Raw genomic sequence first — 25,181 nt, 5'->3', positions numbered from 1 at the left:
GGGCGCTTCTCCCCGTTAAACGTTAGTTTGAATTGGCGGCCACCCTAGACTCGGAATCCCGCTGGCGAAAGGTCACGCGCACGTAAAGCGGCTTTGGCCCGGCCGGCGCGGGCGGCCTGCGCCGTCGGACGGGGCAGGACACCGGTGTCTTGGCTTTGCCGCGCAATCCTTGACCCTGATTTTACCCTCCCGAGCCCGGTCCATGCCTCGATGCTGCGGATGTGCGCCAACCGGGACACAAGACGGGAGACTCGTCCGAGCACGTCCTGAATCGGCGTTGACTCTGATTGACCGGAACATGAACCCTCAGGTTGCGGCCGGGCCTGGCCCAGAGACCGCGAAAATATCTGGGAGGACTACACATGAGCTCTACGAACCGGCGCCCCCGCACGCGCCATGCGCTGCTGGCCGCCACCGCTTTGGCGGGCCTTGTGGCCCTGCCCTCCCTGGCTGCGGCCCAGGACTCCACCGTCGAGGAAATCATCGTCACCGCCACCAAGCGCGACTCGACCATCCTCGACGTGCCGTTCTCGATCAACGCCCAGACCCAGCAGGACATCCAGCGTTCCGGCGCGGTCACCCTGGAAGACCTGTCGCGCAATGTCGCCAGCCTGACGATCCAGAACCTCGGCCCCGGCCAGAGCCAGGTCTCGGTGCGCGGCGTTTCGGCCGGCCAGGTGGTTCGCGACCAGCCGGGCGTCAAGGAACAGGTCGGGGTCTATCTCGACGAGTCGGTGATCTCGCTGTCGCTGTTCACCCCCGACATCGACCTCTTTGACCTGAACCGGGTGGAAACCCTGCGCGGCCCGCAGGGCACGCTGTTCGGCTCGGGGTCGGTGGGCGGCACCATCCGCTACATCACCAACCAGCCCAAGATCGGCGCCTTCTCCGGCGTGGTCGAGGCCAACGCCAACATGGTCGATGGCGACGACACCGGCGGCTATGTGAAGGGCGCGGTCAACCTGCCGGTCTCCGACAAGGTCGCCGTGCGCGCGGTGGGCTACTATACGAAATACGCCGGCTTCATCGACGCCCGCATCGAGGGCGGCGGCCGCAAGAAGAACGTCAATGACGGCAGCCGGACCGGCGGCCGCGTGTCGGTGCTGCTGCAACCGACCGAGACCATCAGCATCACGCCGCGGGTGGTCTATCAGGAGATCCGCGCCAACGGCTTCAACCGCCAGGAAGCCTTCAACCTGTTCGCCAACCCCAACACCACCAGCCGCACGCCGGTGCGACTGGGCGAGCGCGAGCAGCATCTGCTGCTGGATGAAAGCTTCGCTGACGACACCCTGCTGACCGACCTGACCGCCTCGATCGGTATGGGCGCCGTCGAGCTGACCTCGGTGACCAGCTATGTCGATCGCAAGATCCACATCGACCGCGACGCCAGCGCCCTGACCGGCAGCGTCTCGGTGGACCTGGGCTATCCGTCGGCGGCCGTGCTGCTGCCGTCCAAGCTGGTCGACACCACCGATCTGGAGCAATTCACCCAGGAACTGCGGCTGGGCTCGACCGGCGATGGTCCGTTCCAGTGGGTGTTCGGCGGCTTCTATTCCGAGGTCGACCGCATCTATGACCAGCGCCTGCCCACCCCGGGCTATGACGCCTATACCGACGCCACCCTGGGCGCCGGCACCTCGGCGGCGGTGGCCAACGGCTTCCCGCGCAACTCGCCCTACAACGCCTCCTTGCCCTACAACATCAAGCAGAAGGCCCTGTTCGGCGAGGCCAGCTACAAGCTGGACAAGCTGACCGTCACGGCCGGCGGGCGGTTCTATGACTTTGAGGAAACCCGCCAGTTCAAGTCGGGCGGCCTGTTCGCCAACGGCGACAACCAGGTCGACAAGACTGCGTCCGACGGCTTCACGCCGCGGGTTCTGGTGGCCTATGAGGCCAGCGACACGGTCACCTTCAACGCCCAGGCCGCCCAGGGCTTCCGGCTGGGCGGCGTCAACGACCCGCTGAACCTGCCGCTGTGCTCGCCACAGGACGCGGCTATCTTCGGCGGCTTCCAGTCCTATGACGACGAGACGCTTTGGAACTATGAGGCCGGCGTGAAGTCGCGCTTCGGCGGGATCAGCTTCAACAGCGCCGTCTTCTATACCGACATCAAGAACCTGCAGACGACCCTGGACGCCGGCTCGTGCTCCTCGCGCGTGGTGTTCAACGTGCCCAAGGCCCACACCAAGGGTATCGAGGCCGAGTTCTCGGCCCGTCTGGCGCCGGGCCTCGACATCGGCGTCTCGGGCAGCCTGCTGGAAGCCGAGTTCGACTCGACCGTGAAGGACGGGACGGGCGCGGTGCTGGGCGGCATCCGCGAGGGCAACCGCCTGCCGTCGGTGCCCAAGTTCCAGATCTCGGCCGACGCCACCTATTCGTGGACCGTCCGCTCGGGCATGGAAGCCTATGTCACCGCCTCGGTGCAGCACATCGGCAACCGCTATACCCAGGCCAGCGACCAGGAGAACAATCCGCGCGCCTTCACCTCGCGCCTGGCGTTCGGCGGGGCGACCGGCACCGTGCCGACGCTCGTTAATCTGCAGCTGCCCAGCTACGAGATCGTCAATTTCAGCATCGGGCTGGAGATGGACAACGGCGTCGACCTCATCGCCTACGCCAACAACGTGTTCGACGAGAACCCGCTGCTGTCGTTCGACCGCGAACGCGGCGGCCGGGCGCGTCTGGGCTACACGGTTGGCCAGCCGCGCACGATGGGCGTGACGGTGCGGCGGACCTTCTAGTCCGTCCTCGACCCTTCGGGATCGGCGGTGCGGGGCGACCAGGCTGGTCGCCCCGTTCTGCTTTCCGGGGCGGAAGCCTTGACCGCGGCCGCCACCCAACGGACGCTTGCCGCCAAAGACAGAGGTGGGAGGCCAGGATGCCGGGTCGGCTTTATGATCTCGTGCTGCGCGGTGGTCAGGTTGTCGACGGGACCGGCGCGCCGGCCGTCTTCGCCGACGTCGCGGTCAAGGATGGCGTGATCGTCGCCGTCGGCCCGGATCTGGCGGCGGGCGCCGAGGAGATCGACGCGCGCGGCCGCATCGTCACACCCGGCTTTGTCGACATCCACACCCACTATGACGGCCAGGCGACCTGGGACTCGCGCATGACGCCCAGCTCGGGCCATGGCGTGACCACGGTGGTGATGGGCAATTGCGGCGTCGGCTTCGCGCCCTGCCGGCCGGAGGATCGCGACCGGTTGATCCGCCTGATGGAGGGGGTCGAGGATATTCCTTTCCCCGTCCTGACCGAGGGCCTGCCCTGGAACTGGGAAAGCTTTCCCGACTATCTCGACGCGCTGGAGGCGCGGGCCTTCGACGTCGATATCGGCGCCCAACTGCCGCACGCGGCGCTGCGGGTCTATGTGATGGGCGAGCGCGGGGCCAATCGCGAGCCGGCGACGCTCGCCGACATCGCCGCCATGGCCGCCATCGCCAAGCGGGCGGTGGAGGCCGGGGCGCTGGGCTTCTCCACCTCGCGCACCCTCAATCACCGCACCAGCGACGGCCAGCCGACCCCGACCCTGACGGCCGGCGAGGATGAACTGACCGGCATCGCCCTGGGCCTGGCCGCCGCCGGCAAGGGCGTGCTGCAGCTGGTCTCCGACTTTTTCCCCGACGGGCTGGCCGAGCTGGCCATGCTGCGCCGGATCGTCGAGCGGTCAGGACGTCCCCTGTCATTCTCGCTGGTCCAGAGCCCCAAGTCGCCGGACGGCTGGAAACTGATGCTGGCCGGTCTGCAGGACGCCGCCGACGCGGGTCTGCCGATCAAGGCCCAGGTCTGCGGGCGTCCGGTGGGGGTGCTGTTCGGACTGGAGCTGACCCTCAATCCGTTCAGCCAGAGCGCGGTCTATGGCGAGATCGCCAGACTGCCCCTGGCCGAGCGCGTGGCCGCCCTGCGGGATCCCGAGTTCCGCGCCCGCCTGCTGGCCGAGGAGGGCGACCCACAGGGCCCGTTCGCCGGCAGCGCCCTGCGCGCCTGGGACAATCTGTTCCCGATGGGCGATGTCCCTGACTACGAGCCGACCGCCGAGATGACGGTGGCCGCGCGCGCCGCCGCTTCGGGGCGCGATCCGGCGGAGGTCGCGCTGAACGTCCTGCTCGAGAACGACGGTCGGGGCATGCTGTATCACCCGTTCCTGAACTATGCCGGCGGCTCGCTGGACCCCAGCTTCGCGATGCTGAACCACCGGGACACCGTGCCGGGCCTGTCGGACGGCGGGGCGCATGTGGGCATGATCTGCGACGGCAGCTTCCCGACCAGCAACCTGATCCACTGGACCCGCGACCGCACGCGCGGCCCGCGCATCGCGCTGGAAGCCATGGTGGCGATGCAGACCCGCGACACCGCCCTGACGGTCGGCCTGATGGATCGCGGCCTGATCGCGCCGGGCTATCGGGCCGATCTGAACGTCGTCGACTATGAGGCCCTGAGCCTGGAGGCGCCCCGGGTCGCCTACGACCTGCCGGCCGGCGGTCGACGGCTGACCCAGAAGGCCCACGGCTATGTGGCCACGATCGTCGGTGGCGTGGTCACCTACCGCGACGGCGAGCCGACCGGAGCCCTGCCGGGGCGGCTGGTGCGCGGGGCCAAGTCCGCGCCGATGGCCCTGGCGGCGGAGTAGCCTACTCGCCGAACCCTTCACCCGGCGTCATCGGCGACAGCCGGATCAGCCGCGAGTCCTCGACCGCGGCCTGCCGGTGCTTGACCCACTCGCGGTAGTCCGGGTCGGTGACCATGGCGAAGAAGGCCCCGGCATTGGGATATTGCGCGATGAAGGCTAGGTCCCAGCGCTCGTCGGTCGGTCCGGTCAGGACCAGCTCCGGCTTGCCCGCCCAGATCTGCTTGCCGCCCAGTTTCGCAAACAGCGCGGCGGTCTCGCGGCCATAGGCGCGATAGGCGTCCAGGCCCGACCGACCCTTGCCGTGCTCGGGATGGTCGGCGGGATAGTCGGCCATGGCCTTGAGCCGCACCAGGTTCAGCATCTGGATCGGCGCATCGCGCGGGAGGCCCTTGAAGGCGTCGAACTGTTCGCGGGTTGGATCGATGCTGGACATGTTTCCTCCGATGCGGCGCTTGTGCGCTCTGCCAGAGAGTATCGATCACGCGCTCGGGCGACGCTAGGCCCGACACGGCGCGGCCTGCCCTACCAGTGGCCCGAGGCGCCGCCGCCGCCGAACGAACCGCCGTCACCGGACACCTCGCCGCCCAGCCCGGCGCCTCCGGAGCCGGCGTCCATCCAGGTCACCGGGCCCGACTGACCGGATCGGCGGATGGACCTTGGGCGGAGGCCGAAGAATCCGTTCCAAAGCCACATCACTAGCCCGCCAAGCAGGGCGACGGCGATTGAGACCAGGACGGGGAGCAGCAGCGCCATCATTTTTTCGGCAGGATCGTCAGGCCGTTGGGCAGTTCGTTGGTGTCGGCCTCGCGCACCGGCACATGGCTGGACAGGATCTCGCCCACCCGGGTGACGGCGGCGACGAAGCCGTCTGCGATCTTTCCGCGTTTCATGCCGGCCACGAGATCGGCGACCACCTCGTCCCAGACCGCATTGGGGGCGGCCTTGTAGATGCCCTCGTCGGCGATGACCTCGACGCGGTGCTCGGCCAGGGCGGCGAAGATCAGCACCCCGGTGCGGTCGCGGGTCAGGTGCAGGCCATGGCTCATGAACTGCTCCATGGCCGCGCGCTTGACCGCCGCCGCTTTCAGCGGGCCGGGCGTCAGGGCGCGGCGGATCGGCGGGATCGAGACCAGCAGGGCGGCCACAATGAAGATCGCCGCCTGCAGGCCGATATAGATCGACAGGGCCGACAGGATGGCGCCGTCGGTGGCCGAGGCGTGGCCGACGGTCCAGCCACCGAACAGCCGGGTCAGCATGTCCGGCCGCAATCCGGCCAGCAGGCCGCCGGCCGGCAGGATCAGGGCCGCGGCCGCCGCCCAGACCAGCGGCGTCTCGCGATAGTCGGAAACCTCGGGCGCCAGCACGCAGAAGATCTCGCCGGCGGTGGTCTTTTCGGCCGCCGCCACGGCGTCGGCGATGCGGACCTGGTCTTGCGGAGTCATCTTGCGCATTACCAGCTCCCCGAACTTCCGCCGCCGCCGAACGAGCCGCCGCCGCCGGAGAACCCGCCGCCGCCGCCGCCGCCGCGACCGCTGCCGCCGCCGCCGCTGGTCAGGGCGTTGAGGATGATCCAGGGCAGGGCCGAGCCCAGACCGCCGCGCCGGCCGCGCCGTCCCGGCAGCAGGCGGGTGATCAGGAAGAACACGAACAGGCCGATCAGCAGCGCCGCGATCGGCGAAAAGTCCGAGCCGGAGCTTGAGGGTTGGGGCTTGGCCGCCTGGGCGACCTTGGCCCGGGCCTCGTCGTCGGGCAGGGACAGCTGCGTCAGCAACTCATCGGTCCCGGCCACGACGCCCCCCGGCAGGTCGCCGGCCTTGAATTTCGGGATGATGGCGCTCTGGATGATGACGCTGGACAGGGCGTCGGTCAGCACCGGCTCCAGACCATAGCCGACCTCGATGCGCACCTTCTTCTCGGTGGGGGCGACCAGCAGGATGACGCCGTCACCCCTGTCCTTGTCGCCAAGGCCCCAGGTGCGGCCCAGCTGGTAGCCGTAGTCCTCGATCTCGTAGCCCTGCAGGCTGGGCACGGTGGCCACCACCAGCTGACGGCCGGTGGAGTCTTCCAGCGCCTTCAGCTTGCCCGTCAGCTCGCTCTCGACCTGGGGCGAGAGGATATTGGCCTCGTCGACCACCCGGCCGCTCAGCGGCGGGAACTTCGGCGCGGCGAAGGCGGGAAGGGCCAGGGAGAGGCAGAGCATGGCCAGCACGGCCGCCGCCCAACCCCTCCCCCGCGCGCGGGGGAGGAGAGAGAGGGTGTTCACTTACTGGGCCGGAGCCGAGGCCGGCGGGGCCGCGTCGAAGCTGACCGTCGGGGCCGACTGCGCCGCAGCCGTGGCCTGGAACAGCACGGCCGGCTTCTGGCTGGAATACATCGTCTTGGCCCAGATGATGCTGGGGAAGGTCCGCAGCGTCGTGTTGTATTTCTGGGCCGTCTGGTTGTAGTCGCGCCGGGCGATGGTGATGCGGTTTTCCGTGCCTTCCAGCTGGCTTTGCAGGGCCATGAAGTTCTGGTTCGACTTCAGGTCGGGATAGTTCTCCTGAATCATCATCAGTCGACCCAGCACCCCCGACAGCTTGTCCTGGGCGGCGGCGTATTTTTCAAAGGTGGCCGGGTCGGTGATGGTCGAGGCGTCGACCTTCACCTGGGTGGCGCTGGCGCGGGCCTCGGTGACCTCGACCAGCACGCCCTTTTCCTGGGCCGCGTAGCCCTTCACGGTGGCCACGAGGTTGGGCACCAGGTCGGCGCGGCGCTGATACTGGTTCTGCACCTCGGCCCAGGCGGTCTTGGTCGCCTCGTCCTGGGTGGGGATGGTGTTGATCCCGCAGCCGGCCAGGCCGGCGGCGAGCACGGCGACCAGCGCCAGGCGCGAGAAAGATTTGGCGAAACGGTTCATTCAGCCCTCCAATACGAGCGTCACGGCTCGCATACCCTCGTTAGATAGCGCGTCCGTTGATCTGCGTCAGGTCGGCCGGGATTAAACCTTCTCCATTTCCGCGAAGGTTTTGCGTCGGGGACCCAGATAGCCGAACAGCCAGGCCGCCACCTTGCGGATCTGGATCTCCTCGGACCCCTCGGTGATCCGGTAGCGGCGGTGGTGGCGATAGATGTGTTCGAACGGCTTGTGGCGCGAATAGCCGATGCCGCCGTGCACCTGCATGGCCCGGTCGGCGGCCTCGCAGACAAGGCGGTTGGCCTGGTAGTTACACATCGAGACCTTGTCGGAGAGGCGCTTTTCCACCTCCGGCTTGGTCATCTGGTCCATTTCCCAGGCGGTCTTGCGGATCAGCAGGCGCAGCATCTCGGCGGTGCTGGCCAGTTCCACCAGCGGGAACTGGATGGCCTGGTTCTCGGCCAGGGGCTTGCCGAAGGGTTTGCGGACGCGGGCGTATTTCACGCTCTCTTCTATGCAGAAGGTCGCCGCACCCAGGCTGGAGGCCGCCTGGCGGATGCGGTTCTCGTGCACGAAGTGCTGGGCCAGGGCCAGGCCGCCGCCCTCGGGCCCGAACATCGCGCTGTCGGGGACCCACACCTGGGTGAAGCTGACCCGCGGGTGGTCGGTGGGCATGTTGAAGGTCCAGAGGTATTCCTCGATCTTCACGCCGGGGGCATGGGCCGGCACCAGGAAGGCGGTGATCCCCTTGGCCTCGCCGTCCTCGCCGGAGGTGCGGGCGAACAGGCAGCAGTGGGTGGCGGCGTGCATGCCGGTGGTCCACATCTTCTCGCCATTGATCCGCCAGCCGGCCTCGCCCTTATGAACCTCGCGCACCGCGCGGGTCTCCATGAAGGTGGCGTCCGAGCCATGTTCGGGCTCGGTCAGGCCGAAGGTCGGACGAAAGGCCCCCTTGTCCAGCATGTCGGTGATCAGGTGCTGCTGATCGGGCCGGCCAAAATCGCGGATCATCAGCACGAACGGATTGTTGCCGACGATCGAGTGCTCGTTCTGAAGGTCGTTGAACAGGCCCAGGCCCTTGCTGGCCAGGTGCTCGCGGATCACCGCCATCCACAGGTTGGAGCCGTCCTGGCCGCCGAACTCGCGGGGCAGGGCGAAGCGATAGTGGCCGGCGGCGTCGGCCAGCTTGCGGGCCTTGGCCAGCAGTTCTTCCCAGTCATGGCGGGGCAGGCCGCCGCCGTCCCAATCGGTGCGGGCCCATTCGCGGCGGTGGTCGAAGAACCGCTCGTTGTCGTCGCGAGCCTGCAAGGGCGCGATCTCGTCCTCGATGAACTTGTCGAGCACGGCCAGATAGGCGGTCAGTTCCGGCGGTAGGGTGAAGTCCATGGCCTAGCCTCCCTGCAATGTTTTCTTTGTCTTGCCGGCGAGTATGCGCGGCGTCTGGTTGCAGCCAAGCCTGCCGCTTGGGAATATCGGCGTTCTTAACGGGCTTTTGACCAACCCCCGTTAGGCTGGTCGCATGTTCACCATCGCCACAGCAGCGATCATCGGCGCGGCGCTCGGACTTTTCGTCCGGCCCCGACTGCTGGGCGTGCTGGTGGCCGTGGTGCTGGCCGTCGCCATCGAGGGCGGCGTACTGATGCTGATCGGCATGCTGGACGACCAGCCCAACCGCGAATTGCTGATCGCCCGTCTTGAGGCCGTGTTCGGCGAGGGCGTCAACGGTGCGGCCGGACCGGTTGCGGCGGCCTTTATCGGCGCGCTGCTGTCGGCCCTCATGGGCAGCTTCTCCGACCCGGCGGTTTCGCCTGTCCTCCTGACCGCCGACCAGCTGCGTCGCAAGGTCGGCAAGAACGGGCGATATGCGCGGCTTGAGGGCATGGTGGAAGAGCGGCAGATCCACGCCAAGGCCGAGAGCCGGATCGACTCAATCCTGGGCCTGTAGCCCGGACGCCAACCCGGGAGCGGCCGGCGCCGGCCGCCCGTCGGCGGGCGCTGGCCGATTCTGAAATCCGCCGGGCTTCATTACAAATTGCTCATGCGAATCAAATTCCGCTTGCGCAATCGCTTATCACTGATATCTAAGCAGTGCTTAGTTCAGCTTTGTCGCGTCGGTGGGGATACCGATGCTTGCGTCCCCAAAGCCTGAACGACCAGTACGCTTTCGCCGATCATCGATCTTCACATAACTCCCCTGAACGTTGGAGGGCTCCTATGAAGCTCCGTACCCTTGCGGCTGTCGCCGCTCTGTCCGTTTCCATGTTTGCTGGCGCCGCCCTGGCCGATGGCCGCGTCGCCGCCGCTCTGGAAGCCCCGGTCGCCGCCAAGTCCAAGATCGTCGCCGGCGGCGCGGTGTTCGTCTGCGACGGCGCTGAATGCGTCGCGACCTCGGCCCCCTCGCGCGCCATCACGGCCGCGTCCTGCAAGGTCCTGGCCAAGGAAGTCGGCCGTGTTTCGGCCTTCGGCGGCGAGACCAAGTCGCTGGACGCCGAAGACCTGGCGCGCTGCAACGCCTCGGCCAAGGCCGCCTGAGCCACCTCTGTTTAGTACCCGGACGCGTTGGGGCGATCTTCGTCCTGTCTGGCTGTTTCCTCGAGCATTCGCCTGATGGGGCGGCGGGCCTGTCCCGCCGCCCTTTTTCTTTTCGCCGATCCTGCGTAGTTGAACATCCATGAGCACGACCCTCGCCGCCCAACTGGAAGCCGCCCTGCGCGATATCGCCGGGGCTGAAACCCGCCCATCGTCCCTGACCATCGACTACGGCCCGGACGGCCCCGAGGCAGGGTCTGACGACGACCTGGCGGTGCGCGCCTGGGTGGAACGGTCGACGCGCAGCCTGGTGTTCGCGCAGGGCGAAGTGCGGCGCCGTAACGGAACCCTCGCCGCCGCCGCCTCGGCGGTGTTTCGCCGCGTCGGGGCTTGATCGCGCCGGTTTGGTTGCGACTGCGAAAAGCCCGTGTTATCAGGCGCGCGGCTTCAGACGAGCCGGCGCATCAGCACCGGCTCTACATGTGCTTTTTCCAAGCGCGCTCAAGCCTTTAAGCCGGGACAAGGGTTAATCTTCTTGTCCGCGGCCATTGCAACGCACCGGGCGGATACCAAGTGGCGGACGAAACCAAGGCGACGGATGCGGGTCAGCGCTATGCGCAGTCCCTGTTCGAACTGACGATCGAAGGCAATCAACTGACCAAGGTCGAGGCCGACCTGAAGTCGTTGAAGGCGATGTATGCCGACAGCGCCGATCTGCGCCGCCTTGTCGCCTCGCCCGCGTTCTCGTCTGAAGACAAGGCCAAGGGCCTGGCCGCCATCGCCAAGAAGGCCGGCTTCCAGCCGCTGACCAGCAAGTTCCTCGGCCTGGTGGCCACCAATGGCCGCGCCGGCGACCTGATGGGCGCGATCACGGCCTTCGCCGAAATGTCGGCCAAGCATCGCGGCGTTGTCTCGGCCGAGGTGATCTCGGCGACCGAACTGACCGCCGCCCAGCTGAAGGGCGTGCAAGCCGCCCTGGCTTCGGCGCTGGGCAAGACCCCCGAACTTTCGACCCGCATCGACGCCTCCCTCCTGGGTGGCGTCAAGGTGCGCGTCGGCTCCCGCCTGTTCGATGCTTCGCTCCGTTCGAAGCTCGATTCCCTGAAATTCGCCCTGAAGCGCGCCTAAACCTTTATAAGCGCGTCAAAAGATAAAAATCGCAGAGAGCCCAAGACAGCCATGGACATCCGCGCCGCCGAGATTTCGGCCATCCTCAAGTCGCAGATCGCCAATTTCGGCGAAGACGCCGCTGTTTCCGACGTCGGCCAGGTGCTGTCCGTCGGTGACGGCATCGCCCGCATCTACGGTCTGGACAACGTCCAGGCCGGCGAAATGGTCGAGTTCCCGAAGGCCGGCGTGAAGGGCATGGCCCTGAACCTCGAGCGCGACAATGTCGGTTGCGTGATCTTCGGTCAGGACCAGGCCATCAAGGAAGGCGACGAAGTCCGTCGTCTGGGCGAGATCGTCGACGTTCCGGTCGGCCGTGGCCTGCTGGGCCGCGTCGTCAACCCGCTGGGCGAGCCGATCGACGGCAAGGGCCCGATCGTTTCGACCGAGCGCCGCCGCGTCGACGTCAAGGCCCCGGGCATTATCCCGCGCAAGTCGGTGCACGAGCCCGTGCAGACCGGCCTGAAGTCGATCGACACCCTGATCCCCGTCGGCCGCGGCCAGCGCGAACTGATCATCGGTGACCGTCAGACCGGCAAGACCGCCGTCGCCATCGACACCATCCTGAACCAGAAGGCCGCCAACGCCGGCAAGGACGAGAGCGCCAAGCTCTATTGCGTCTATGTCGCCATCGGCCAGAAGCGTTCGACCGTCGCCCAGATCGTCAAGACGCTCGAAGAGCACGGCGCCCTGGAATACACCATCGTCGTCGTCGCCTCGGCTTCCGAGCCGGCGCCGCTGCAGTACCTGGCCCCGTTCTCGGGTTGCGCCATGGGCGAGTGGTTCCGCGACAACGGCCTGCACGGCCTGATCATCTATGACGATCTGTCCAAGCAAGCCGTCGCTTACCGCCAGATGTCCCTGCTGCTGCGCCGCCCGCCGGGCCGCGAAGCCTATCCGGGCGACGTGTTCTACCTGCACTCCCGTCTGCTGGAACGCGCCGCCAAGCTGAACGAAGAAAATGGTTCGGGCTCGCTGACGGCTCTGCCGATCATCGAAACCCAGGCCAACGACGTCTCGGCCTACATCCCGACCAACGTGATCTCGATCACCGACGGCCAGATCTTCCTGGAAACCGACCTGTTCTATCAGGGCATCCGCCCCGCCGTGAACGTCGGCATCTCGGTGTCGCGCGTCGGCTCGTCGGCCCAGATCAAGGCGATGAAGCAGGTCGCCGGCGCGATTAAGGGCGAACTGGCCCAGTATCGCGAAATGGCCGCCTTTGCGAAGTTCGGTTCGGACCTGGACGCCTCGACCCAGAAGATGCTGGCTCGCGGCGAACGCCTGACCGAGCTGCTCAAGCAGCCGCAATATTCGCCGCAAGCCGTCGAAGAGCAGGTCTGCGTGATCTATGCCGGCACGCGCGGCTATCTGGACGCCATCCCGACCTCGTCGGTTCGTCGTTTTGAGACCGAGTTCCTGGCGCGCCTGCACAGCCAGCACAAGGATCTGCTGGACGGCATCCGCACCAAGAAGGCCCTCGACAAGGATCTGGAGAACACGCTGAAAAGCGCGCTCGACAGCTTCTCGTCGACCTTCGCCTAAGCCCTCGGAACGCTCGGAGAGAGTAGCGCCGAATGGCCAGTTTGAAGGAAATGCGCAATCGGATCTCGAGCGTCAAAGCGACGCAAAAGATCACGAAAGCGATGCAGATGGTGGCGGCAGCCAAGCTGCGCCGGAGCCAGGACGCGGCTGAATCAGCCCGTCCCTACGCCCGGCGTCTGGCGGCCGTGATCGCCAACCTGGCGGCCGGCGTGTCGGGAGACGGGGCTCCGGCCCTGCTGACCGGCACTGGTCGCGATGATCGCCACCTGGTCATCGTCGCGGCGGCCGATCGCGGTCTGGCCGGTGGCTTCACCTCGTCGATCGTGCGGGCCGCGCGCCTGCATATCGACAGGCTGATCGCCCAGGGCAAGGACGTGAAGATCGTCTGCGTCGGCAAGAAATCGACCGTGCAGCTGCGCCGGTTGTATGCCGACCGCATCGTCGAGAATTTCGATCTGTCGGCCTATCGCCAGTTCACCCTGTCGGTGGCCCAGCCGATCGCCGACGTCGTCACGCGCCTCTATGAGGCCGGCGACATCGACGTGGTCACGCTGTTCTACAGCCGCTTCAAGTCGGTGGTCATCCAGACCCCGACCGCGCTGCAGCTGATCCCGGCGACGGTGGACACCTCGGCCGCTCCGGCGACGGGGGCCAGCGCCGTCTATGAGTATGAGCCCTCGGAAGAGGCCATCCTCGAGACCCTGCTGCCGCGCAACCTGACGGTCCAGATCCTGTCGGCCCTGCTCGACAACATGGCCGGCTTCTACGCCAGCCAGATGACGGCGATGGACAACGCCACGCGCAACGCCGGCGATATGATCAAGCGCTACACCCTCGAATATAACCGTTCCCGCCAGGCCCAGATCACCAAGGAGCTGATCGAGATCATCTCCGGCGCCGAAGCCGTCTGATCAAAAGCCTAACGTAAAAAACGCACGCACGAGCACGCACGAAAGACCCGCACGCCATGGCCAAGACCCCCGTTAAGGCTCCCGCCGCCGCCGCTGAAAAGCCGGCCGCCGTGAAGAAGCCCGCCGCCGCCGCAACGCCCGCCGTCGCCCCCAAGGCTCCGGCCGCCAAGAAGCCTGCCGCCCCCAAGGCCGCAGCGCCGAAGTCGACCCAGGCTGCTCCGGCCACCATCGGCGCCGCCACCGGCAAGCTGGTGCAGGTCATCGGCGCCGTCGTCGACGTCGAGTTCACCGGTGAACTGCCGGCGATCCTCAACGCCCTGGAAACGGTCAACATCGCGACCGGTCAGCGCCTGGTGTTCGAAGTCGCCCAGCACCTGGGTCAGAGCACTGTCCGCGCCATCGCCATGGACGCCACCGAAGGTCTGGTTCGCGGCCAGGCCGTGCGCGACACCGGCGAAGCCATCCGCGTCCCGGTCGGCCCCGGCACTCTGGGCCGCATCATGAACGTCATCGGCGAGCCGATCGACGAGCAGGGCCCGATCAAGTCGGACATCTTCCGCTCGATCCACCGCGAGGCGCCGTCGTTCGCCGAGCAAACCAACACCGCTGAAGTGCTGGTCACGGGCATCAAGGTCATCGACCTGATGTGCCCCTACACCAAGGGCGGCAAGATCGGCCTGTTCGGCGGCGCCGGCGTCGGCAAGACCGTGACCATGCAGGAACTGATCAACAACATCGCCAAGGCTTACGGCGGTTATTCGGTTCTGGCCGGCGTGGGTGAGCGCACCCGCGAAGGCAACGACCTGTATCACGAGATGATCGAGTCCAACGTCAATGTGGACCCGAAGATCAATGGCTCGACCGAAGGCAGCCGCTGCGCCCTCGTTTACGGCCAGATGAACGAACCCCCCGGCGCCCGCGCCCGCGTGGCCCTGACCGGCCTCTCCATCGCTGAATATTTCCGCGATGAAGAAGGCAAGGACGTGCTGCTGTTCGTCGACAACATCTTCCGCTTCACCCAGGCCGGCGCTGAAGTGTCGGCTCTGCTGGGCCGCATCCCCTCGGCCGTGGGCTATCAGCCCACCCTGGCCACCGAGATGGGCAACCTGCAGGAGCGCATCACCTCGACCAACAAGGGTTCGATCACCTCCGTCCAGGCCATCTACGTGCCCGCCGACGACCTGACCGACCCGGCGCCCGCCGCCTCGTTCGCCCACTTGGACGCCACCACCGTTCTGTCGCGCGACATCGCCGCCCAGGCCATCTTCCCCGCCGTCGATCCGCTGGACTCGACCTCGCGGATCATGGACCCGCTGGTCATCGGCGAAGAGCACTACAACGTGGCCCGTTCGGTCCAGGAAGTTCTGCAGCAGTACAAGTCGCTGAAGGACATCATCGCCATCCTGGGCATGGACGAGCTGTCGGAAGAGGACAAGCTGACGGTCGCTCGCGCCCGCAAGATTCAGCGCTTCCTCAGCCAGCCCTTCCACGTGGCCGAGCAGTTCACCAACACCCCCGGCGCCTTCGTCGCGCTGAAGGACACGATCCGCTCGTTCAAGGGCATCGTCGACGGTGAATATGACCACCTGCCGGAAGCCGCCTTCTACATGGTCGGTACGATCGAAGAAGCCGTGGCCAAGGCTGAAAAGCTGGCGAGCGAAGCCTGATGACCGACGAACACGACCACGACCTGGTTGGCTTCTGCTGCGAGGAGCTTGAGGACGCGGTCTCTTCGGACCCGGCCGATGCTCTTGTCCAGCATGACAGCGGCCTGATTCTGCTCAATCTCGGAGAGCGGGAAGAAGAGGGCGAGACCGGCGTCGTGCTGGCCACCATCCGCTTCTGCCCGTTCTGCGGCACAGAGATCCAGACCGACGAAGACGTCGAGGCGGCCCTCGGCGACGTGGAGATCGTGGAATAATGGCCAAGCTGCACTTTTCTCTGGTCGCTCCGGAACGCGAACTGTTCTCGGGCGAGGTCGACATGGTCCAGGCTCCGGGCGCTGAAGGCGACTTCGGTGTTCTGGCCAACCATGCGCCCTTCATGACGACGCTGCGCGAAGGCCGCGTCACCGTGAAGGACGGCGCGACCACCAAGCTGTTCGACATCCAGGGCGGTTTCGCCGACGTGGGCCCGGACGGGCTGACGATCCTGGCCGAGCACGCTGTCGAAGCGGCCTGATCGGCTCCAGACTGATTCGAAGAAACGCCTCCGTCCTGCCCAGGGCGGAGGCGTTTTCGCGTCTGGGGGGAACCTGCGCGACGTATGGACGCAGGAAATTACACTTGTGGCCCAATCTCCGTCGCAATCTGTCGCCATAAGGGTTGCGAGGGACCGTCTGTCGGCTTTAATGCCGACCTCTAGCCTGATGGGGATATCTCGATAATGCGCCTCGCGCTCGCCAGCCTGATCGCCCTCGGTGTGGTTTCGACCGCCGCCGTCGCCCAGGAGCAAACCGCTCCGGCTCCCGCCGCAGCGCCTGCTGCGGCTCCGGCCCAGACGCCGGAACCGGCTCCCGCTGCTCCGGCCGCGCCCGTCGATCCGGCCGCCGCGCCTGTTGTCCCGGCTCCGGCCGCCGGCACGGTTCCGGCTGACACCTATGTCGAACCGGTCCGTCCGCCGCCCACCACCGACCCCGTCTCGCTGCAGCTGCTCAGCGTGCTGGATCGCATCTGCAAGCCCGCTGTGGTCGGCGGCGACTTCCAGGCCCTGGTCAAGGCGGCCGGTCTGAAGAAGAAGAAGGAACAGTGGGTTCTGGACCTGGGCAAGCCCTTCCAGATCGTCCTGGACAACCCCGGTTCCAACAAGAACGTCTGCACCGTTACCATCCAGTACGCCCTGGGCGACGTTCAGGCCCAGGCTCTGGCCAGCGCCCTGCATGACTGGGCCACGTGGGAAAACAGCCCGCAGCTGCGCCTGATCCGCAACGACCAGGTGGTCAGCAGCGACTTCCGTCGCTTCACGGTGTCCTGGGATGACAACTGGGCCAGCGGTCACGCCGGTCTGGTCTATATGCGCCTGAAGAAGACCGACGGTTCGCCCGTGGGCAAGAACTTCGAACAGGCCCAGATCCTGTACAGCACCACCAGCCGCTAAGGCCGGAGCGGGAGGCTTGCCCTCCCGCCATGCTGTCCCATATCAACGGAAGGCGCGGGGACGACCCCGCGCCTTCTGCCGTTTCCGGGGACGACCCCACTCAATAAAAGTGGAGCAGGTCATGGCCTGGATCATCCTTTTCATCGCGGGTCTGTTCGAGATCGGCTGGGCCGTGGGCCTGAAATTCACCGAGGGCTTCACCCGGCCCATCCCCACCGTCCTGACGGCGATCAGCCTGGTGCTGTCGATGGGCCTGCTGGGCTGGGCGGTGAAGACCCTGCCGCTGGGCACGGCCTATGCGGTATGGACCGGCATCGGCGCGGTCGGCACGGCCATTGTCGGCATCGTGGTCTTCAAGGAGCCGGCCACGGCGGCGCGGCTGGTCTGCCTGGGCCTGATCGTGGCGGGCATCCTGGGACTGAAGCTGTTCTCGCCGCCGGCCTGATTAGGCCGCGGCGCGCCCCTCAGCGGTGATGAAGTCCAGGCAACGCTCGGCGACGGCTTCCCAGCCCGGTTCGCCCGGCAGCCAGTGGCTCATCTGGGCAAACACCTCGACCGATCCGTTCAGCCGCGCTGCGGTCTGGCGGACCGTGGCCGTGGGATGGATGACGTCCCGGCCGCCGGCGATGGCCAGGGTCGGCGCGCCCGAGGGTGTGGCGCTGGTGGTCATGAACGGGTCCAGCCACCAGTTGAGGGTCTCCCACAGGGCGCGGCCGCTTTCGGGCGTCATGCGGGCATACAGGGCCTTGCGGTCGGCGCGGTCCATCCGGTCCAGGCTGTAGCGTTCCACCACGCCGTAGTCGGGATCGACGGCCTGCAGCCAGTAGGGGCCCAGGGCGTAGAGGCTGACGGCCGAGACCGCCTCTTCCAGACTGGCGCCCGGCACGCCCCAGGGCGGCGAGGGGGCCAGCAGGATCAGGCGCGAGACCTTGGCCCGCGCGGCCGCCATCTGGGCGACCAGGCCGCCCATCGAGTGGCCGATCAGGACCGGGGGCTCCTCGCAGGTGGCGCACAGTTCGGCGATCTGTTTGGCGTAGTCGGTCATGGAGCGGCCGGCGACCGAAACCTTGCCGTCATGTCCCAGAAGGTCGGGCGTCAGCACCGCGTGACCGGCGGCCTCGAAAGGCTGGCGAAAGCTGTCGAATGTCCAGCCGCCGCAGAAGGCGCCGTGGACCATGATGACCGGTGCGGGCATGGGCGCCTTTCGAACGCCGTCGGCGAAGCAGCCGACGGCGTGAGCTTACACGCTCTATTTGGGCTTAGGCGAAGATTTGGCGGGTTTCGTTGTCGCAGCCGGCTTGGCGGCCGCCTTCGGCGCGACCTTGGCGGGCGCGGCCGCCTTGGCTGGCGGCGCCTTGGTCACAGCAGCCTTGGCCGGAGCCTTCGGTGCAGCGGCCTTCGGCGCTGTCACCTTGGCGGCCGGCGCGGGCTTCGGCGCGGCGGCCTTGGGTTTGGCTGGGGCCTTGGCGGCGGGCGCCGCGACCTTGGCGGGGGCGGCGACGGGCGCGGCCTTGGCCGGAGCTTTCGCCTTGGCGGCGGCCTTCACGGCCGGCTTGGCTTCGACGACCTTGGCGGTCGGGGCAGGCTTGGGCGCGGCCTTGGCCGGGGTCGCCTTGGCGGCGGCGGCAGGCTTTACGGCCTTTGGCGCGGGTGCGGGTTTCTCGGCGGCGGCTTTTGGAGCGGCCTTGGCGGGCGCAGCCTTCGGCTTGGCCGCCTTGGGGGGCGCGGCGACTTCGGCGACCGCGGTGGGCTTGACCGGAGCCGGGGCAGCCTTGGCCTTCGGCGCGGGCGCAGCCTTGGCCGGGGCCGTTTCAGCGGCGGCGGCCTTGGCCGGCGCGGCGGCCAGGGCCTTGGTCTTCAGCCAGCCGATCACATCACCCAGGATGACGTCCGTGCCCGGCTCGTCGATCAGCCAGTGGGCGTTGTTGGGATATTCGACATAGTCGCCGCCGACGGCGGAATATTTCTGGCCCACCAGGCGCATGTCATCGACAGGCGTGGTGCGGTCCAGAGCGCCGGCCACCACCAGGATCGGAACCGTGACCTTGTCGACATCGACATGGGCGGTCTTGTTGGGGTCCTTGTCGGGCCAGGCCAGATTGGCCAGCACGCGGCCCGAATCGTAGACCATCCTGGCGTACAGGGCGTCATGCCGGCTGGCCGGCACGGCGTTCATCACGCACAGCTTGAAGCCGGTCTTCCACTGCTTGACCGTCCGGGTCTCCGGCTTGGACATCAGCACGGCGTTGAGAAAGGCGAACACCGGCGACAGCTTGGGCTTGCCCCGCGCATCGGCGGGAGAGGCGGGCGAGAACAGCACGGCGCCGGAGACCAGGCCGGCCTCGGCCAGTTTCTGGGCGATCAGGCCGCCCATCGAATGTCCGAACACGATCGGCGCTTCGCCGTCCTGCTTGGCCAGGGACGCGGCCAGGGCGCTCATGTCGGCGACATAGTCGGCCAGGCTGAGACCAGCCAGGCCCGCGCCCGGCGCGGCGACCTTGCGCTGGTCGGCGCGGATGGTGGGCGCCTCGACCCTGTAGCCCTCGGCGGTCAGACGTTCGGCGACTGGACCCCAGCAACTGCTCGCGCAGCCATAGCCATGAATCATCAGGACGGTCTTGGCCATGCCGATCGTTCTCCCTGTGGGAGCGATCAGTCGCCCGCCACGAACTTTCCGAAAGCAGCGACCACCTGTTCGTAGACCCCGCGCTTGAAGGGTACGATCAGTTCGGGGGTTTCGTCGAGCTTTCCCCACGTCCAGGCGTCGAACTCGACCTCGCCATGCGCTTCGAGGTCGATTTCCGTCTCTTCACCGATGAACCGGAAGGCGAACCACACCTGTTTCTGGCCCGCCCAGCCGCGTGCGCGTTTGGAGCCGACCAGTTCGGGCGGGAAGTCATAGGCGATCCAGCCTTCGGTGCGCCCCAGCAGTGTCGCGGAGACGACGCCGGTTTCCTCGGCCAGCTCGCGCTTGGCGGCGTCGAGCAGGTCTTCGCCGTCGTCGACACCGCCCTGAGGGAATTGCCAGTTGTAGGGCGGGGGTTGCTGGTTGCGGCGACCCAGCCAGACGCGGCCGTCGGGATGGAACAACACCACGCCCACATTGGGCCGGTGGCGGGCCAGAGGGTCCTGGCTCATCGACGGGTGAGCGCCGAGGCCGGGGCCAGTTGTATCCCCCGCGCCGTCAGGCCGTTGGCCCAGGTCCGCACCTGGTTGATCGTCACCGGATAGGCGAAGCCCGAACCCATGGATTGCCCCCGGGCGCTGGCCCCGGTCTCCAGGGCGCGCAGCTGGGCGTCGATGGCGGAAGCCGACAGCTCATCATCGATCACCCGATCGGCGGAAGCGCGCGGGATCGATCCGCCGCGTCGCGCGGCCAGGCCGTCGTCGACAAAGGCCAGGCCGCGGGCCTTCAGGGCCGCGTTGAAGGTGTTCATGGCCGCGTCGGAGTCGATGAACCGCGCGCCCAGATAGTTGCTGAGCCCGAAATAGCCGGTGGCGCGCGACATCAGCCATTCCAGCTTGCGCACGGTGTCTTCGGGCCGGTTGGCGGCGATCAGGGTGTAGGGGCCGGGATCATTGGCCGGATAGTCGGCCGGCTCCATCGGGGTTTCCAGCAGCACCTCGTGGCCGTTGGCGCGGGCCAGGTCGATCCAGCCCTGCAGGCCTTCGGCATAGGGCGCGAAGGACAGGGTGATTTCGGGCGGCAGGGTCTCGATGGCCGCGCGGGTGGTCTGGGGGTTCAGGCCCAGGCCGCCGATCACGACCGACACCTTGGGGCGGCCCGTGGCGGTGAACGGGCGGGCATAGGCCTCGGCGGCGGTGCGGCCATTGGCGGCGATGATCGGCAGCGAAGCGCCGCCGGGACCCGGGCCGGCCAGACCGGCGATCGGGGCCTGGGGCAGTGCGCCGCCGGCGGCGTGCGCCATGCCGGGGGCTTCTTCGCCGGGAGCAGTCTCGCCGGGGAACGAGATCGAGGCCTCGACCGGGCTGTCGACAATGGGCTTGGCTGAAAGGTCGAAGGTGTCGGGCTTGAAGGGGGCTTCGTGCTCGCCCTCGTCGGCGAGCGCCTCTTTCCAGCCGTCAGGGGCGTTCTTGGTGGCGCCGATCTTGGTCAGTTCGACCCGGATGACCGGCGCGCCCGCCTTGGGATCGCCGGTGACCAGCACCAGACCCGCCAGGGTGACCATGAACAGGCAGGCCGCGCCGCTGGCGGCGATGTAGGGATTGGACACAGCCGCCATCAGGCGGGCGCGCAGATCGCCGCCAGCCTCGGGCGCGGGGGCCGAGGCGGCATAGGCGGGCTTGCGGGAGAACATGGCGGCCATCGTCCGTGACCCTAGCCGCCAGACCCGAATTTATGGTTAACAGAGCTTGTCTGCTCGGGTCTGGCCCCCGTGGCTATCGGCCGCGCCGCCTCGTCGGGGTCAGGCCGCCAGTTCGGTCTTCAGCCGCCGAACCGCTACGGCGACGGCCTGGGATGACCGCGAGAACGGCGTGCCGGCCTCCAGCTCCTGCGCGGCTTCATCCATGCGGCCGGCATTAATCGCGCGAGCGACGTTCCCCGCGCAACGGTGGAACTCGGTGTGGCTTTCGGCGCACATCTTGAAGTTCGCCGAGGCGCCGTGGGCCGCGCGCCCTTCGCCCTTCAGCCAGAGTCCGAACTCACAATGACAATCCGACGCGATGCGGTCGGCGTCCAGAGTCTCGTGTTTGGCGAGAGCGACGCGAAGCTTGACCTTCCAGTCCGAGTGAGCGGCAAGCGCGTTGTCCAAGTCCATGAGTTTTCCCATCTATTCCAACAGGGTCGGGATAGAGGGCTGGAATGAACGCAGGCTTACGGCCGCCCGCGCTCAGACCCATATCGGGTAGGCGCTACTTCTTCTCGACGACCGGCTTGCCCATGGCGGCGGCCTTGGCCGTGACCTCGGCGATTTTGGCGGCCGGCTTGGGCATTTTCGGCGTTGCGGCGACCGAGCCGGCCTGCAGAACGGCCAGGGCGCGTTGCAGCTGGAAGTCGCCCTTCTTGTCGTCGAAGGCGGTCGGCGGGGCTTCCGCCGGGGTGTGGGCCCCGATGCGGGTCTTGCCCTCATCGGCATTGAGCGCGTTCTTGAAGCTGGCCTCGCTGAACCACACGCGGTTGGCGATGTCCTGGGCCTGGTCGCGGGTCTGGGCGACCTCGAGGTCCGGCGCGATGCCGGTCTTCTGGATCGAGCGACCCGACGGGGTGAAGTATTTGGCCGTGGTCAGCTTCAGGGCGCCGTCGGCGCCGCCCCGCAGCGGGATCACGGTCTGGACCGAACCCTTGCCAAAGCTGGTCAGGCCCACCAGTTCGGCGCGCTTGCGGTCCTGCAGGGCGCCGGCGACGATTTCAGCGGCCGAGGCCGAGCCCTGGTTGATCAGCACCACCACGGGCAGGCCGTTCAGCAGGTCGCCGGGGCGGGCGTTGTAGCGCTGGATGTTGCGCGGATCGCGGCCGCGCTGGCTGACCACTTCGCCGCCGTCCAGGAACACGTCGGCCACGCCCACGGCCTGGTCGAGCAGACCGCCGGGGTTGTTGCGCATGTCCAGGACCAGACCCTTCATCTTCGGGTTCTTGGCCTTCAGGTCGTTGATCGAGGAGACCAGGGCGTCGGTGGCCTTCTCGTTGAAGCCGGGCAGGCGCACATAGCCAAAGTCGCCTTCCATGCGGGCGATGGCGGCCTTGGGCTTGATCACTTCGCGGATCAGCTTGACGTCGAAGGGGTCGGTCTTTTCGCGGGCGATGGTCAGGTTGACCGCCTCGCCGGGCGCGCCGCGCATCTGCTTGACGGCTTCGCTGACCGTCAGGCCCAGAACGCTCTGGCCGTTGACGGCGGTGATGTAGTCGCCCGCCTGGATGCCGGCCCGCGAGGCGGGGGTGCCGTCCATCGGCGAGATGACCTTGACCACGCCCTCTTCGCTGGTGACCTCGATGCCCAGACCGCCATATTCGCCGCGGGTGGTGTCCTGCATGTCCTCGAAGCTGTCGGGCGACAGGTAGCCCGAGTGCGGGTCAAGGCTGGTCAGCATGCCGTCGAGGGCCGCCTCGATCAGCTTCTTGTCGTCCACCTCGGTCACGTACTGGTCCTCGACCGTGCCCAGCACGTCGCCGAACAGTTCCAGCAGCTTGTAGGTCTTGGTCTTGGGCGGGATGTTCGCCTGGGCGATGGGACTCAGATAGGCCATGGTCCCCGCGCCGAGGACAAAGGCCGAAACTCCGATGAGCAGGTACTTGCGCATTAGGCCTTGAGAGCTCCCTGGCGACGCGTGAAGCGCCGCGCTTTTGACGACTCGTTCCTGACCATCCCAGCCGAGAACGTCCTATTTACGGCCATCATTACTGAAAAAGCCGTCTACGGCGACCCTTGCTTCAACCAGCGCTCCGGATCGACCGGAACGCCCTCCTCGCGGACCTCAAGATAGAGTTCGGGCTCTGAGGATACACGATCCGCCATCTTTCCGATCGGGGCGCCGGCCGCGACGGATTGTCCGGGCGCGACCGAAACCTGATCCAGGCCCGCCAGCACCAGAAGATAGGCGTCCTGGGCTCGCAAGATAAGCACGACGCCCCAGCCATTCAGCGCGCCGGCATATTCGACGGTTCCGGCCGCAGGACTGGTCACGGTCCGCCCTTTTTCCGTGCGGATCGACACGCCGGACGCGCGGCCGCCGGCCGGCAGGGTGGAGCCAAAGCGGCTGGTGATGCCGCCCGGCGCCGGCGAGGCCAGGGTCAGGGGACCGGTCGGGGCGCGGGGCGTCAGGCCGTCGGTCAGGGCGCCCAGGGTGCGCAGTTCGCTGGCCTCGACCAGGGCTTCCTGGGCGAAGGCGCGTTCCAGCCGGGTCTTTTCGATGATCAGGCGCTCGATCTCGCCCTTGCGGTCGGCGACCACGCTTTCGGCGGTGAACAGTTCGGCCGCCGCCGCCGCCGCCTCGCGGCGCAGGGTGCGGACCGCCACGGCCTGGCGTGAATAGGTATCGGCCCGGCGCTGCAGGTCCGGGGTCATGGCGCGGATCAGGATGGCGGCCCGCACCGCGTCGCGGGCGTCGCCGGGGCTGACCAGCAGGGCCGGCGGCGGATTTCGGCGGAACAGCTGCAGGGCCGACAAGAGCTTGGCCATGCGATGGCGGTCGCGGCCCAGATCGGCCAGCACCCGGGCTTCGCGGTAGTTCAGGGCTTCCAGCCGGGCGCGCTTGAGGTCGACGTTCTCGCCGGCCGAGACCCGGGCATTGTCCAGGCGCGAGAGTTCGCGGCGCAGGTCCTCGATCTCGCGACGGGTGTCGATGGCCGTCTGGCGGTCGCGCATCCGCTGCTGGTCCTGACGCGCCAGGACCACGCCGCCGGCGGACAGGGCGATGACCAGCGCGATGGCGGACAGGACAAGGGGCGAGGGGCGGCGAAGCATCTGGCCCTGTCTAGCCCTAGTCGCGGTGATAGGGCGAGCCCGCCAGGATGGTGACGGCGCGATAGATCTGCTCGGCCAGCATCGCCCGGGCCAGGGCGTGGGGCCAGGTCTGGGGCCCAAAGGCCAGGGTTTCATTGGCGTTGGCCAGGATCGCGGGATCCAGGCCATCGGCCCCGCCGATCAGAAACACGACCTTCCGCGTCCCATCGTCGCGCAGCCGGCCGATGTGCTCGGCGAAGGCCCGGCTCTTCCGAACCTTGCCGTGCTCGTCACAGGCGATGACATAGGCGCCCTCAAGATGCGGACGCAGCACCTCGGCCTCGGCGGCCTTGCCAGGCTTCCTGGCCTCGACCTCGATGATCTCGGCCGGACCCAGGGCCAGCACGCGACCGGACGCCGTGGCGCGGGACATGTAGTCCAGCGCCATCTGCGCCTCGACCATGCGGCCGAGCTTGCCAACGGTGAGGATGGTGAGCTTCATGCGCCAACCCGCGTCACCGGCAAACAAAGGCCGATGACGCGATAAGGGCTAGTTCGCCGAGGTGGCGATGCGGTGCGGGGCGTCGATCGCCCAGATCTTCTCGATATTGTAGAAGGTGCGCACTTCGGGACGGAACAGGTGCACGACCACGTCGCCGGCGTCGATCAGGACCCAGTCGCAATGCGGCAGGCCTTCGACCCGCGCCTTGCCGAACCCGTTTTCCTTGAGGGCGCGGATGATGTGATCGGCCAGGGCGCCGACGTGACGGTGCGAACGGCCAGACGCCACGATGAGGCTGTCAGCCACCGAGCTCTTGTCCGTCAGATCGATGTGGACGATGTCCTGGGCCTTGTCGTCGTCGAGGCGCGACAGGATCAGGGTCTCCAGAGCCTTGATGCTCTGGTCCAGACTGAGGTCTGGCTTGTGGGTCGAGGACTCGGCGGTCGCCGTGTCATCGTGCGCAATTTGCGCGGGGTCGCTACGCAGCGGAAGTACTCCTTATGGGGTC

The 25,181-nt window shown here is 67.4% G+C and carries 27 protein-coding genes; 13 read left to right on the top strand and 14 right to left on the bottom strand.

Annotation, left to right across the window (positions count from 1 at the left end; translation table 11 throughout):
- Window positions 1-362: 362 nt before the first annotated feature.
- Both ACW176_RS04160 and ACW176_RS04155 read left to right on the top strand, forming a co-directional pair.
- Window positions 363-2,744 carry a TonB-dependent receptor gene (locus ACW176_RS04160; RefSeq protein ID WP_492111003.1) on the top strand — a complete coding sequence of 794 codons (2,382 nt, stop codon included), beginning with the start codon at window positions 363-365 and terminating at the stop codon, window positions 2,742-2,744.
- 137 nt (window positions 2,745-2,881) lie between these two features.
- On the top strand, window positions 2,882-4,627 hold the full coding sequence (locus tag ACW176_RS04155; protein ID WP_492111002.1) for an N-acyl-D-amino-acid deacylase family protein: 1,746 nt from the start codon (window positions 2,882-2,884) through the stop codon (window positions 4,625-4,627).
- Between the two features lies 1 nt (window position 4,628).
- On the opposite strand, the gene ACW176_RS04150 is transcribed toward ACW176_RS04155, so the two are convergent.
- The 5 genes from ACW176_RS04150 to ACW176_RS04130 all read right to left on the bottom strand — a co-directional run bounded on the left by ACW176_RS04150 (window position 4,629) and on the right by ACW176_RS04130 (window position 8,906).
- The gene (locus tag ACW176_RS04150) at window positions 4,629-5,060 is read right to left on the bottom strand and encodes a DUF1330 domain-containing protein (RefSeq protein WP_492111001.1); all 432 of its coding nucleotides are present in this window, start codon (window positions 5,058-5,060) and stop codon (window positions 4,629-4,631) included.
- A 319-nt stretch (window positions 5,061-5,379) separates the two neighbouring features.
- Window positions 5,380-6,078, bottom strand: a complete 699-nt coding sequence (locus tag ACW176_RS04145; RefSeq protein ID WP_492111000.1) for a TPM domain-containing protein — start codon at window positions 6,076-6,078, stop codon at window positions 5,380-5,382.
- Window positions 6,078-6,827 (bottom strand): TPM domain-containing protein, encoded by a 750-nt coding sequence (locus tag ACW176_RS04140; protein WP_492111872.1) that lies wholly within the window; start codon window positions 6,825-6,827, stop codon window positions 6,078-6,080. The genes ACW176_RS04145 and ACW176_RS04140 overlap by 1 nt, the downstream gene beginning before the upstream one ends.
- 63 nt (window positions 6,828-6,890) lie before the next feature.
- The gene (locus ACW176_RS04135) at window positions 6,891-7,523 is read right to left on the bottom strand and encodes a LemA family protein (protein WP_419319078.1); all 633 of its coding nucleotides are present in this window, start codon (window positions 7,521-7,523) and stop codon (window positions 6,891-6,893) included.
- 81 nt (window positions 7,524-7,604) lie between these two features.
- Window positions 7,605-8,906 carry an acyl-CoA dehydrogenase family protein gene (locus tag ACW176_RS04130; protein ID WP_492110999.1) on the bottom strand — a complete coding sequence of 434 codons (1,302 nt, stop codon included), beginning with the start codon at window positions 8,904-8,906 and terminating at the stop codon, window positions 7,605-7,607.
- 133 nt (window positions 8,907-9,039) lie between these two features.
- Here ACW176_RS04130 and ACW176_RS04125 point away from each other — a divergent pair, with 133 nt between their 5' ends.
- The 11 genes from ACW176_RS04125 to sugE all read left to right on the top strand — a co-directional run bounded on the left by ACW176_RS04125 (window position 9,040) and on the right by sugE (window position 17,213).
- Entirely contained in the window at window positions 9,040-9,465 is a 426-nt protein-coding gene (locus ACW176_RS04125; protein WP_419319076.1) for a hypothetical protein, read from the top strand.
- Window positions 9,466-9,734: 269 nt separating this feature from the next.
- Window positions 9,735-10,052, top strand: a complete 318-nt coding sequence (locus ACW176_RS04120; protein ID WP_492110998.1) for a DUF8200 family protein — start codon at window positions 9,735-9,737, stop codon at window positions 10,050-10,052.
- A 139-nt stretch (window positions 10,053-10,191) separates the two neighbouring features.
- Window positions 10,192-10,443: a hotdog family protein gene (locus tag ACW176_RS04115; protein ID WP_492110997.1), complete on the top strand. Its 252-nt coding sequence runs from the start codon at window positions 10,192-10,194 to the stop codon at window positions 10,441-10,443.
- A 179-nt stretch (window positions 10,444-10,622) separates the two neighbouring features.
- On the top strand, window positions 10,623-11,177 hold the full coding sequence (locus tag ACW176_RS04110; protein ID WP_492110996.1) for a F0F1 ATP synthase subunit delta: 555 nt from the start codon (window positions 10,623-10,625) through the stop codon (window positions 11,175-11,177).
- A 51-nt stretch (window positions 11,178-11,228) separates the two neighbouring features.
- Window positions 11,229-12,761, top strand: a complete 1,533-nt coding sequence (gene atpA, locus ACW176_RS04105) for a F0F1 ATP synthase subunit alpha (RefSeq protein WP_492110995.1) — start codon at window positions 11,229-11,231, stop codon at window positions 12,759-12,761.
- A gap of 32 nt (window positions 12,762-12,793) precedes the next feature.
- The gene (locus tag ACW176_RS04100) at window positions 12,794-13,672 is read left to right on the top strand and encodes a F0F1 ATP synthase subunit gamma (RefSeq protein WP_492110994.1); all 879 of its coding nucleotides are present in this window, start codon (window positions 12,794-12,796) and stop codon (window positions 13,670-13,672) included.
- 56 nt (window positions 13,673-13,728) lie between these two features.
- Window positions 13,729-15,339, top strand: coding sequence for a F0F1 ATP synthase subunit beta (gene atpD, locus ACW176_RS04095; protein ID WP_419319070.1), 1,611 nt, complete (start codon window positions 13,729-13,731; stop codon window positions 15,337-15,339).
- A complete protein-coding gene (locus ACW176_RS04090; protein ID WP_419319069.1) occupies window positions 15,339-15,593 on the top strand; it encodes a hypothetical protein in 255 nt (84 codons plus the stop codon). The genes atpD and ACW176_RS04090 overlap by 1 nt, the downstream gene beginning before the upstream one ends.
- Window positions 15,593-15,853, top strand: coding sequence for an ATP synthase F1 subunit epsilon (locus ACW176_RS04085; RefSeq protein ID WP_419319068.1), 261 nt, complete (start codon window positions 15,593-15,595; stop codon window positions 15,851-15,853). The genes ACW176_RS04090 and ACW176_RS04085 overlap by 1 nt, the downstream gene beginning before the upstream one ends.
- 204 nt (window positions 15,854-16,057) lie before the next feature.
- Window positions 16,058-16,768 (top strand): hypothetical protein, encoded by a 711-nt coding sequence (locus ACW176_RS04080; RefSeq protein WP_492110993.1) that lies wholly within the window; start codon window positions 16,058-16,060, stop codon window positions 16,766-16,768.
- Window positions 16,769-16,889: 121 nt separating this feature from the next.
- Window positions 16,890-17,213 carry a quaternary ammonium compound efflux SMR transporter SugE gene (sugE, locus tag ACW176_RS04075; protein WP_492110992.1) on the top strand — a complete coding sequence of 108 codons (324 nt, stop codon included), beginning with the start codon at window positions 16,890-16,892 and terminating at the stop codon, window positions 17,211-17,213.
- Here the strand turns inward: sugE and ACW176_RS04070 are convergent, their stop codons facing one another.
- The 9 genes from ACW176_RS04070 to rsfS form a co-directional block, all read right to left on the bottom strand.
- Window positions 17,214-17,963, bottom strand: coding sequence for an alpha/beta hydrolase (locus ACW176_RS04070; RefSeq protein WP_492110991.1), 750 nt, complete (start codon window positions 17,961-17,963; stop codon window positions 17,214-17,216).
- A 54-nt stretch (window positions 17,964-18,017) separates the two neighbouring features.
- Window positions 18,018-19,394 (bottom strand): alpha/beta hydrolase, encoded by a 1,377-nt coding sequence (locus ACW176_RS04065; RefSeq protein ID WP_492110990.1) that lies wholly within the window; start codon window positions 19,392-19,394, stop codon window positions 18,018-18,020.
- A gap of 26 nt (window positions 19,395-19,420) precedes the next feature.
- Window positions 19,421-19,906, bottom strand: coding sequence for an RNA pyrophosphohydrolase (locus tag ACW176_RS04060; protein ID WP_492110989.1), 486 nt, complete (start codon window positions 19,904-19,906; stop codon window positions 19,421-19,423).
- On the bottom strand, window positions 19,903-21,096 hold the full coding sequence (locus tag ACW176_RS04055; RefSeq protein WP_492110988.1) for a divergent polysaccharide deacetylase family protein: 1,194 nt from the start codon (window positions 21,094-21,096) through the stop codon (window positions 19,903-19,905). Before ACW176_RS04055 ends, ACW176_RS04060 begins: the two co-directional genes overlap by 4 nt.
- A 99-nt stretch (window positions 21,097-21,195) precedes the next feature.
- On the bottom strand, window positions 21,196-21,549 hold the full coding sequence (locus ACW176_RS04050; protein ID WP_492110987.1) for a CZB domain-containing protein: 354 nt from the start codon (window positions 21,547-21,549) through the stop codon (window positions 21,196-21,198).
- A 94-nt stretch (window positions 21,550-21,643) separates the two neighbouring features.
- Window positions 21,644-23,029: a S41 family peptidase gene (locus tag ACW176_RS04045; protein WP_419319060.1), complete on the bottom strand. Its 1,386-nt coding sequence runs from the start codon at window positions 23,027-23,029 to the stop codon at window positions 21,644-21,646.
- A gap of 113 nt (window positions 23,030-23,142) precedes the next feature.
- Window positions 23,143-24,192, bottom strand: a complete 1,050-nt coding sequence (locus ACW176_RS04040) for a murein hydrolase activator EnvC family protein (protein WP_492110986.1) — start codon at window positions 24,190-24,192, stop codon at window positions 23,143-23,145.
- A 16-nt stretch (window positions 24,193-24,208) separates the two neighbouring features.
- Window positions 24,209-24,673, bottom strand: a complete 465-nt coding sequence (gene rlmH / locus ACW176_RS04035; protein WP_419319058.1) for a 23S rRNA (pseudouridine(1915)-N(3))-methyltransferase RlmH — start codon at window positions 24,671-24,673, stop codon at window positions 24,209-24,211.
- A gap of 48 nt (window positions 24,674-24,721) precedes the next feature.
- Complete coding sequence (gene rsfS / locus ACW176_RS04030) at window positions 24,722-25,159, bottom strand: ribosome silencing factor (protein ID WP_419255768.1); 438 nt, start codon at window positions 25,157-25,159, stop codon at window positions 24,722-24,724.
- Between the last annotated feature and the right edge of the window lie 22 nt (window positions 25,160-25,181).

The organism is Caulobacter sp. FV1ye13L (genome assembly GCF_058681155.1).
Note: the sequence above shows the minus strand (reverse complement) of the source record. Positions and strands in the feature narration are given on the sequence as shown.

Coding starts and splice junctions, on each gene's coding strand:
- ACW176_RS04160 (WP_492111003.1), top strand. CDS start 363: ATGAGCTCTACGAACCGGCGCCCCCGCACGCGCCATGCGCTGCTGGCC.
- ACW176_RS04155 (WP_492111002.1), top strand. CDS start 2,882: ATGCCGGGTCGGCTTTATGATCTCGTGCTGCGCGGTGGTCAGGTTGTC.
- ACW176_RS04150 (WP_492111001.1), bottom strand. CDS start 5,060: ATGTCCAGCATCGATCCAACCCGCGAACAGTTCGACGCCTTCAAGGGC.
- ACW176_RS04145 (WP_492111000.1), bottom strand. CDS start 6,078: ATGCGCAAGATGACTCCGCAAGACCAGGTCCGCATCGCCGACGCCGTG.
- ACW176_RS04140 (WP_492111872.1), bottom strand. CDS start 6,827: ATGCTCTGCCTCTCCCTGGCCCTTCCCGCCTTCGCCGCGCCGAAGTTC.
- ACW176_RS04135 (WP_419319078.1), bottom strand. CDS start 7,523: ATGAACCGTTTCGCCAAATCTTTCTCGCGCCTGGCGCTGGTCGCCGTG.
- ACW176_RS04130 (WP_492110999.1), bottom strand. CDS start 8,906: ATGGACTTCACCCTACCGCCGGAACTGACCGCCTATCTGGCCGTGCTC.
- ACW176_RS04125 (WP_419319076.1), top strand. CDS start 9,040: ATGTTCACCATCGCCACAGCAGCGATCATCGGCGCGGCGCTCGGACTT.
- ACW176_RS04120 (WP_492110998.1), top strand. CDS start 9,735: ATGAAGCTCCGTACCCTTGCGGCTGTCGCCGCTCTGTCCGTTTCCATG.
- ACW176_RS04115 (WP_492110997.1), top strand. CDS start 10,192: ATGAGCACGACCCTCGCCGCCCAACTGGAAGCCGCCCTGCGCGATATC.
- atpA (WP_492110995.1), top strand. CDS start 11,229: ATGGACATCCGCGCCGCCGAGATTTCGGCCATCCTCAAGTCGCAGATC.
- ACW176_RS04100 (WP_492110994.1), top strand. CDS start 12,794: ATGGCCAGTTTGAAGGAAATGCGCAATCGGATCTCGAGCGTCAAAGCG.
- atpD (WP_419319070.1), top strand. CDS start 13,729: ATGGCCAAGACCCCCGTTAAGGCTCCCGCCGCCGCCGCTGAAAAGCCG.
- ACW176_RS04090 (WP_419319069.1), top strand. CDS start 15,339: ATGACCGACGAACACGACCACGACCTGGTTGGCTTCTGCTGCGAGGAG.
- ACW176_RS04085 (WP_419319068.1), top strand. CDS start 15,593: ATGGCCAAGCTGCACTTTTCTCTGGTCGCTCCGGAACGCGAACTGTTC.
- ACW176_RS04080 (WP_492110993.1), top strand. CDS start 16,058: ATGCGCCTCGCGCTCGCCAGCCTGATCGCCCTCGGTGTGGTTTCGACC.
- sugE (WP_492110992.1), top strand. CDS start 16,890: ATGGCCTGGATCATCCTTTTCATCGCGGGTCTGTTCGAGATCGGCTGG.
- ACW176_RS04070 (WP_492110991.1), bottom strand. CDS start 17,963: ATGCCCGCACCGGTCATCATGGTCCACGGCGCCTTCTGCGGCGGCTGG.
- ACW176_RS04065 (WP_492110990.1), bottom strand. CDS start 19,394: ATGGCCAAGACCGTCCTGATGATTCATGGCTATGGCTGCGCGAGCAGT.
- ACW176_RS04060 (WP_492110989.1), bottom strand. CDS start 19,906: ATGAGCCAGGACCCTCTGGCCCGCCACCGGCCCAATGTGGGCGTGGTG.
- ACW176_RS04055 (WP_492110988.1), bottom strand. CDS start 21,096: ATGGCCGCCATGTTCTCCCGCAAGCCCGCCTATGCCGCCTCGGCCCCC.
- ACW176_RS04050 (WP_492110987.1), bottom strand. CDS start 21,549: ATGGACTTGGACAACGCGCTTGCCGCTCACTCGGACTGGAAGGTCAAG.
- ACW176_RS04045 (WP_419319060.1), bottom strand. CDS start 23,029: ATGCGCAAGTACCTGCTCATCGGAGTTTCGGCCTTTGTCCTCGGCGCG.
- ACW176_RS04040 (WP_492110986.1), bottom strand. CDS start 24,192: ATGCTTCGCCGCCCCTCGCCCCTTGTCCTGTCCGCCATCGCGCTGGTC.
- rlmH (WP_419319058.1), bottom strand. CDS start 24,673: ATGAAGCTCACCATCCTCACCGTTGGCAAGCTCGGCCGCATGGTCGAG.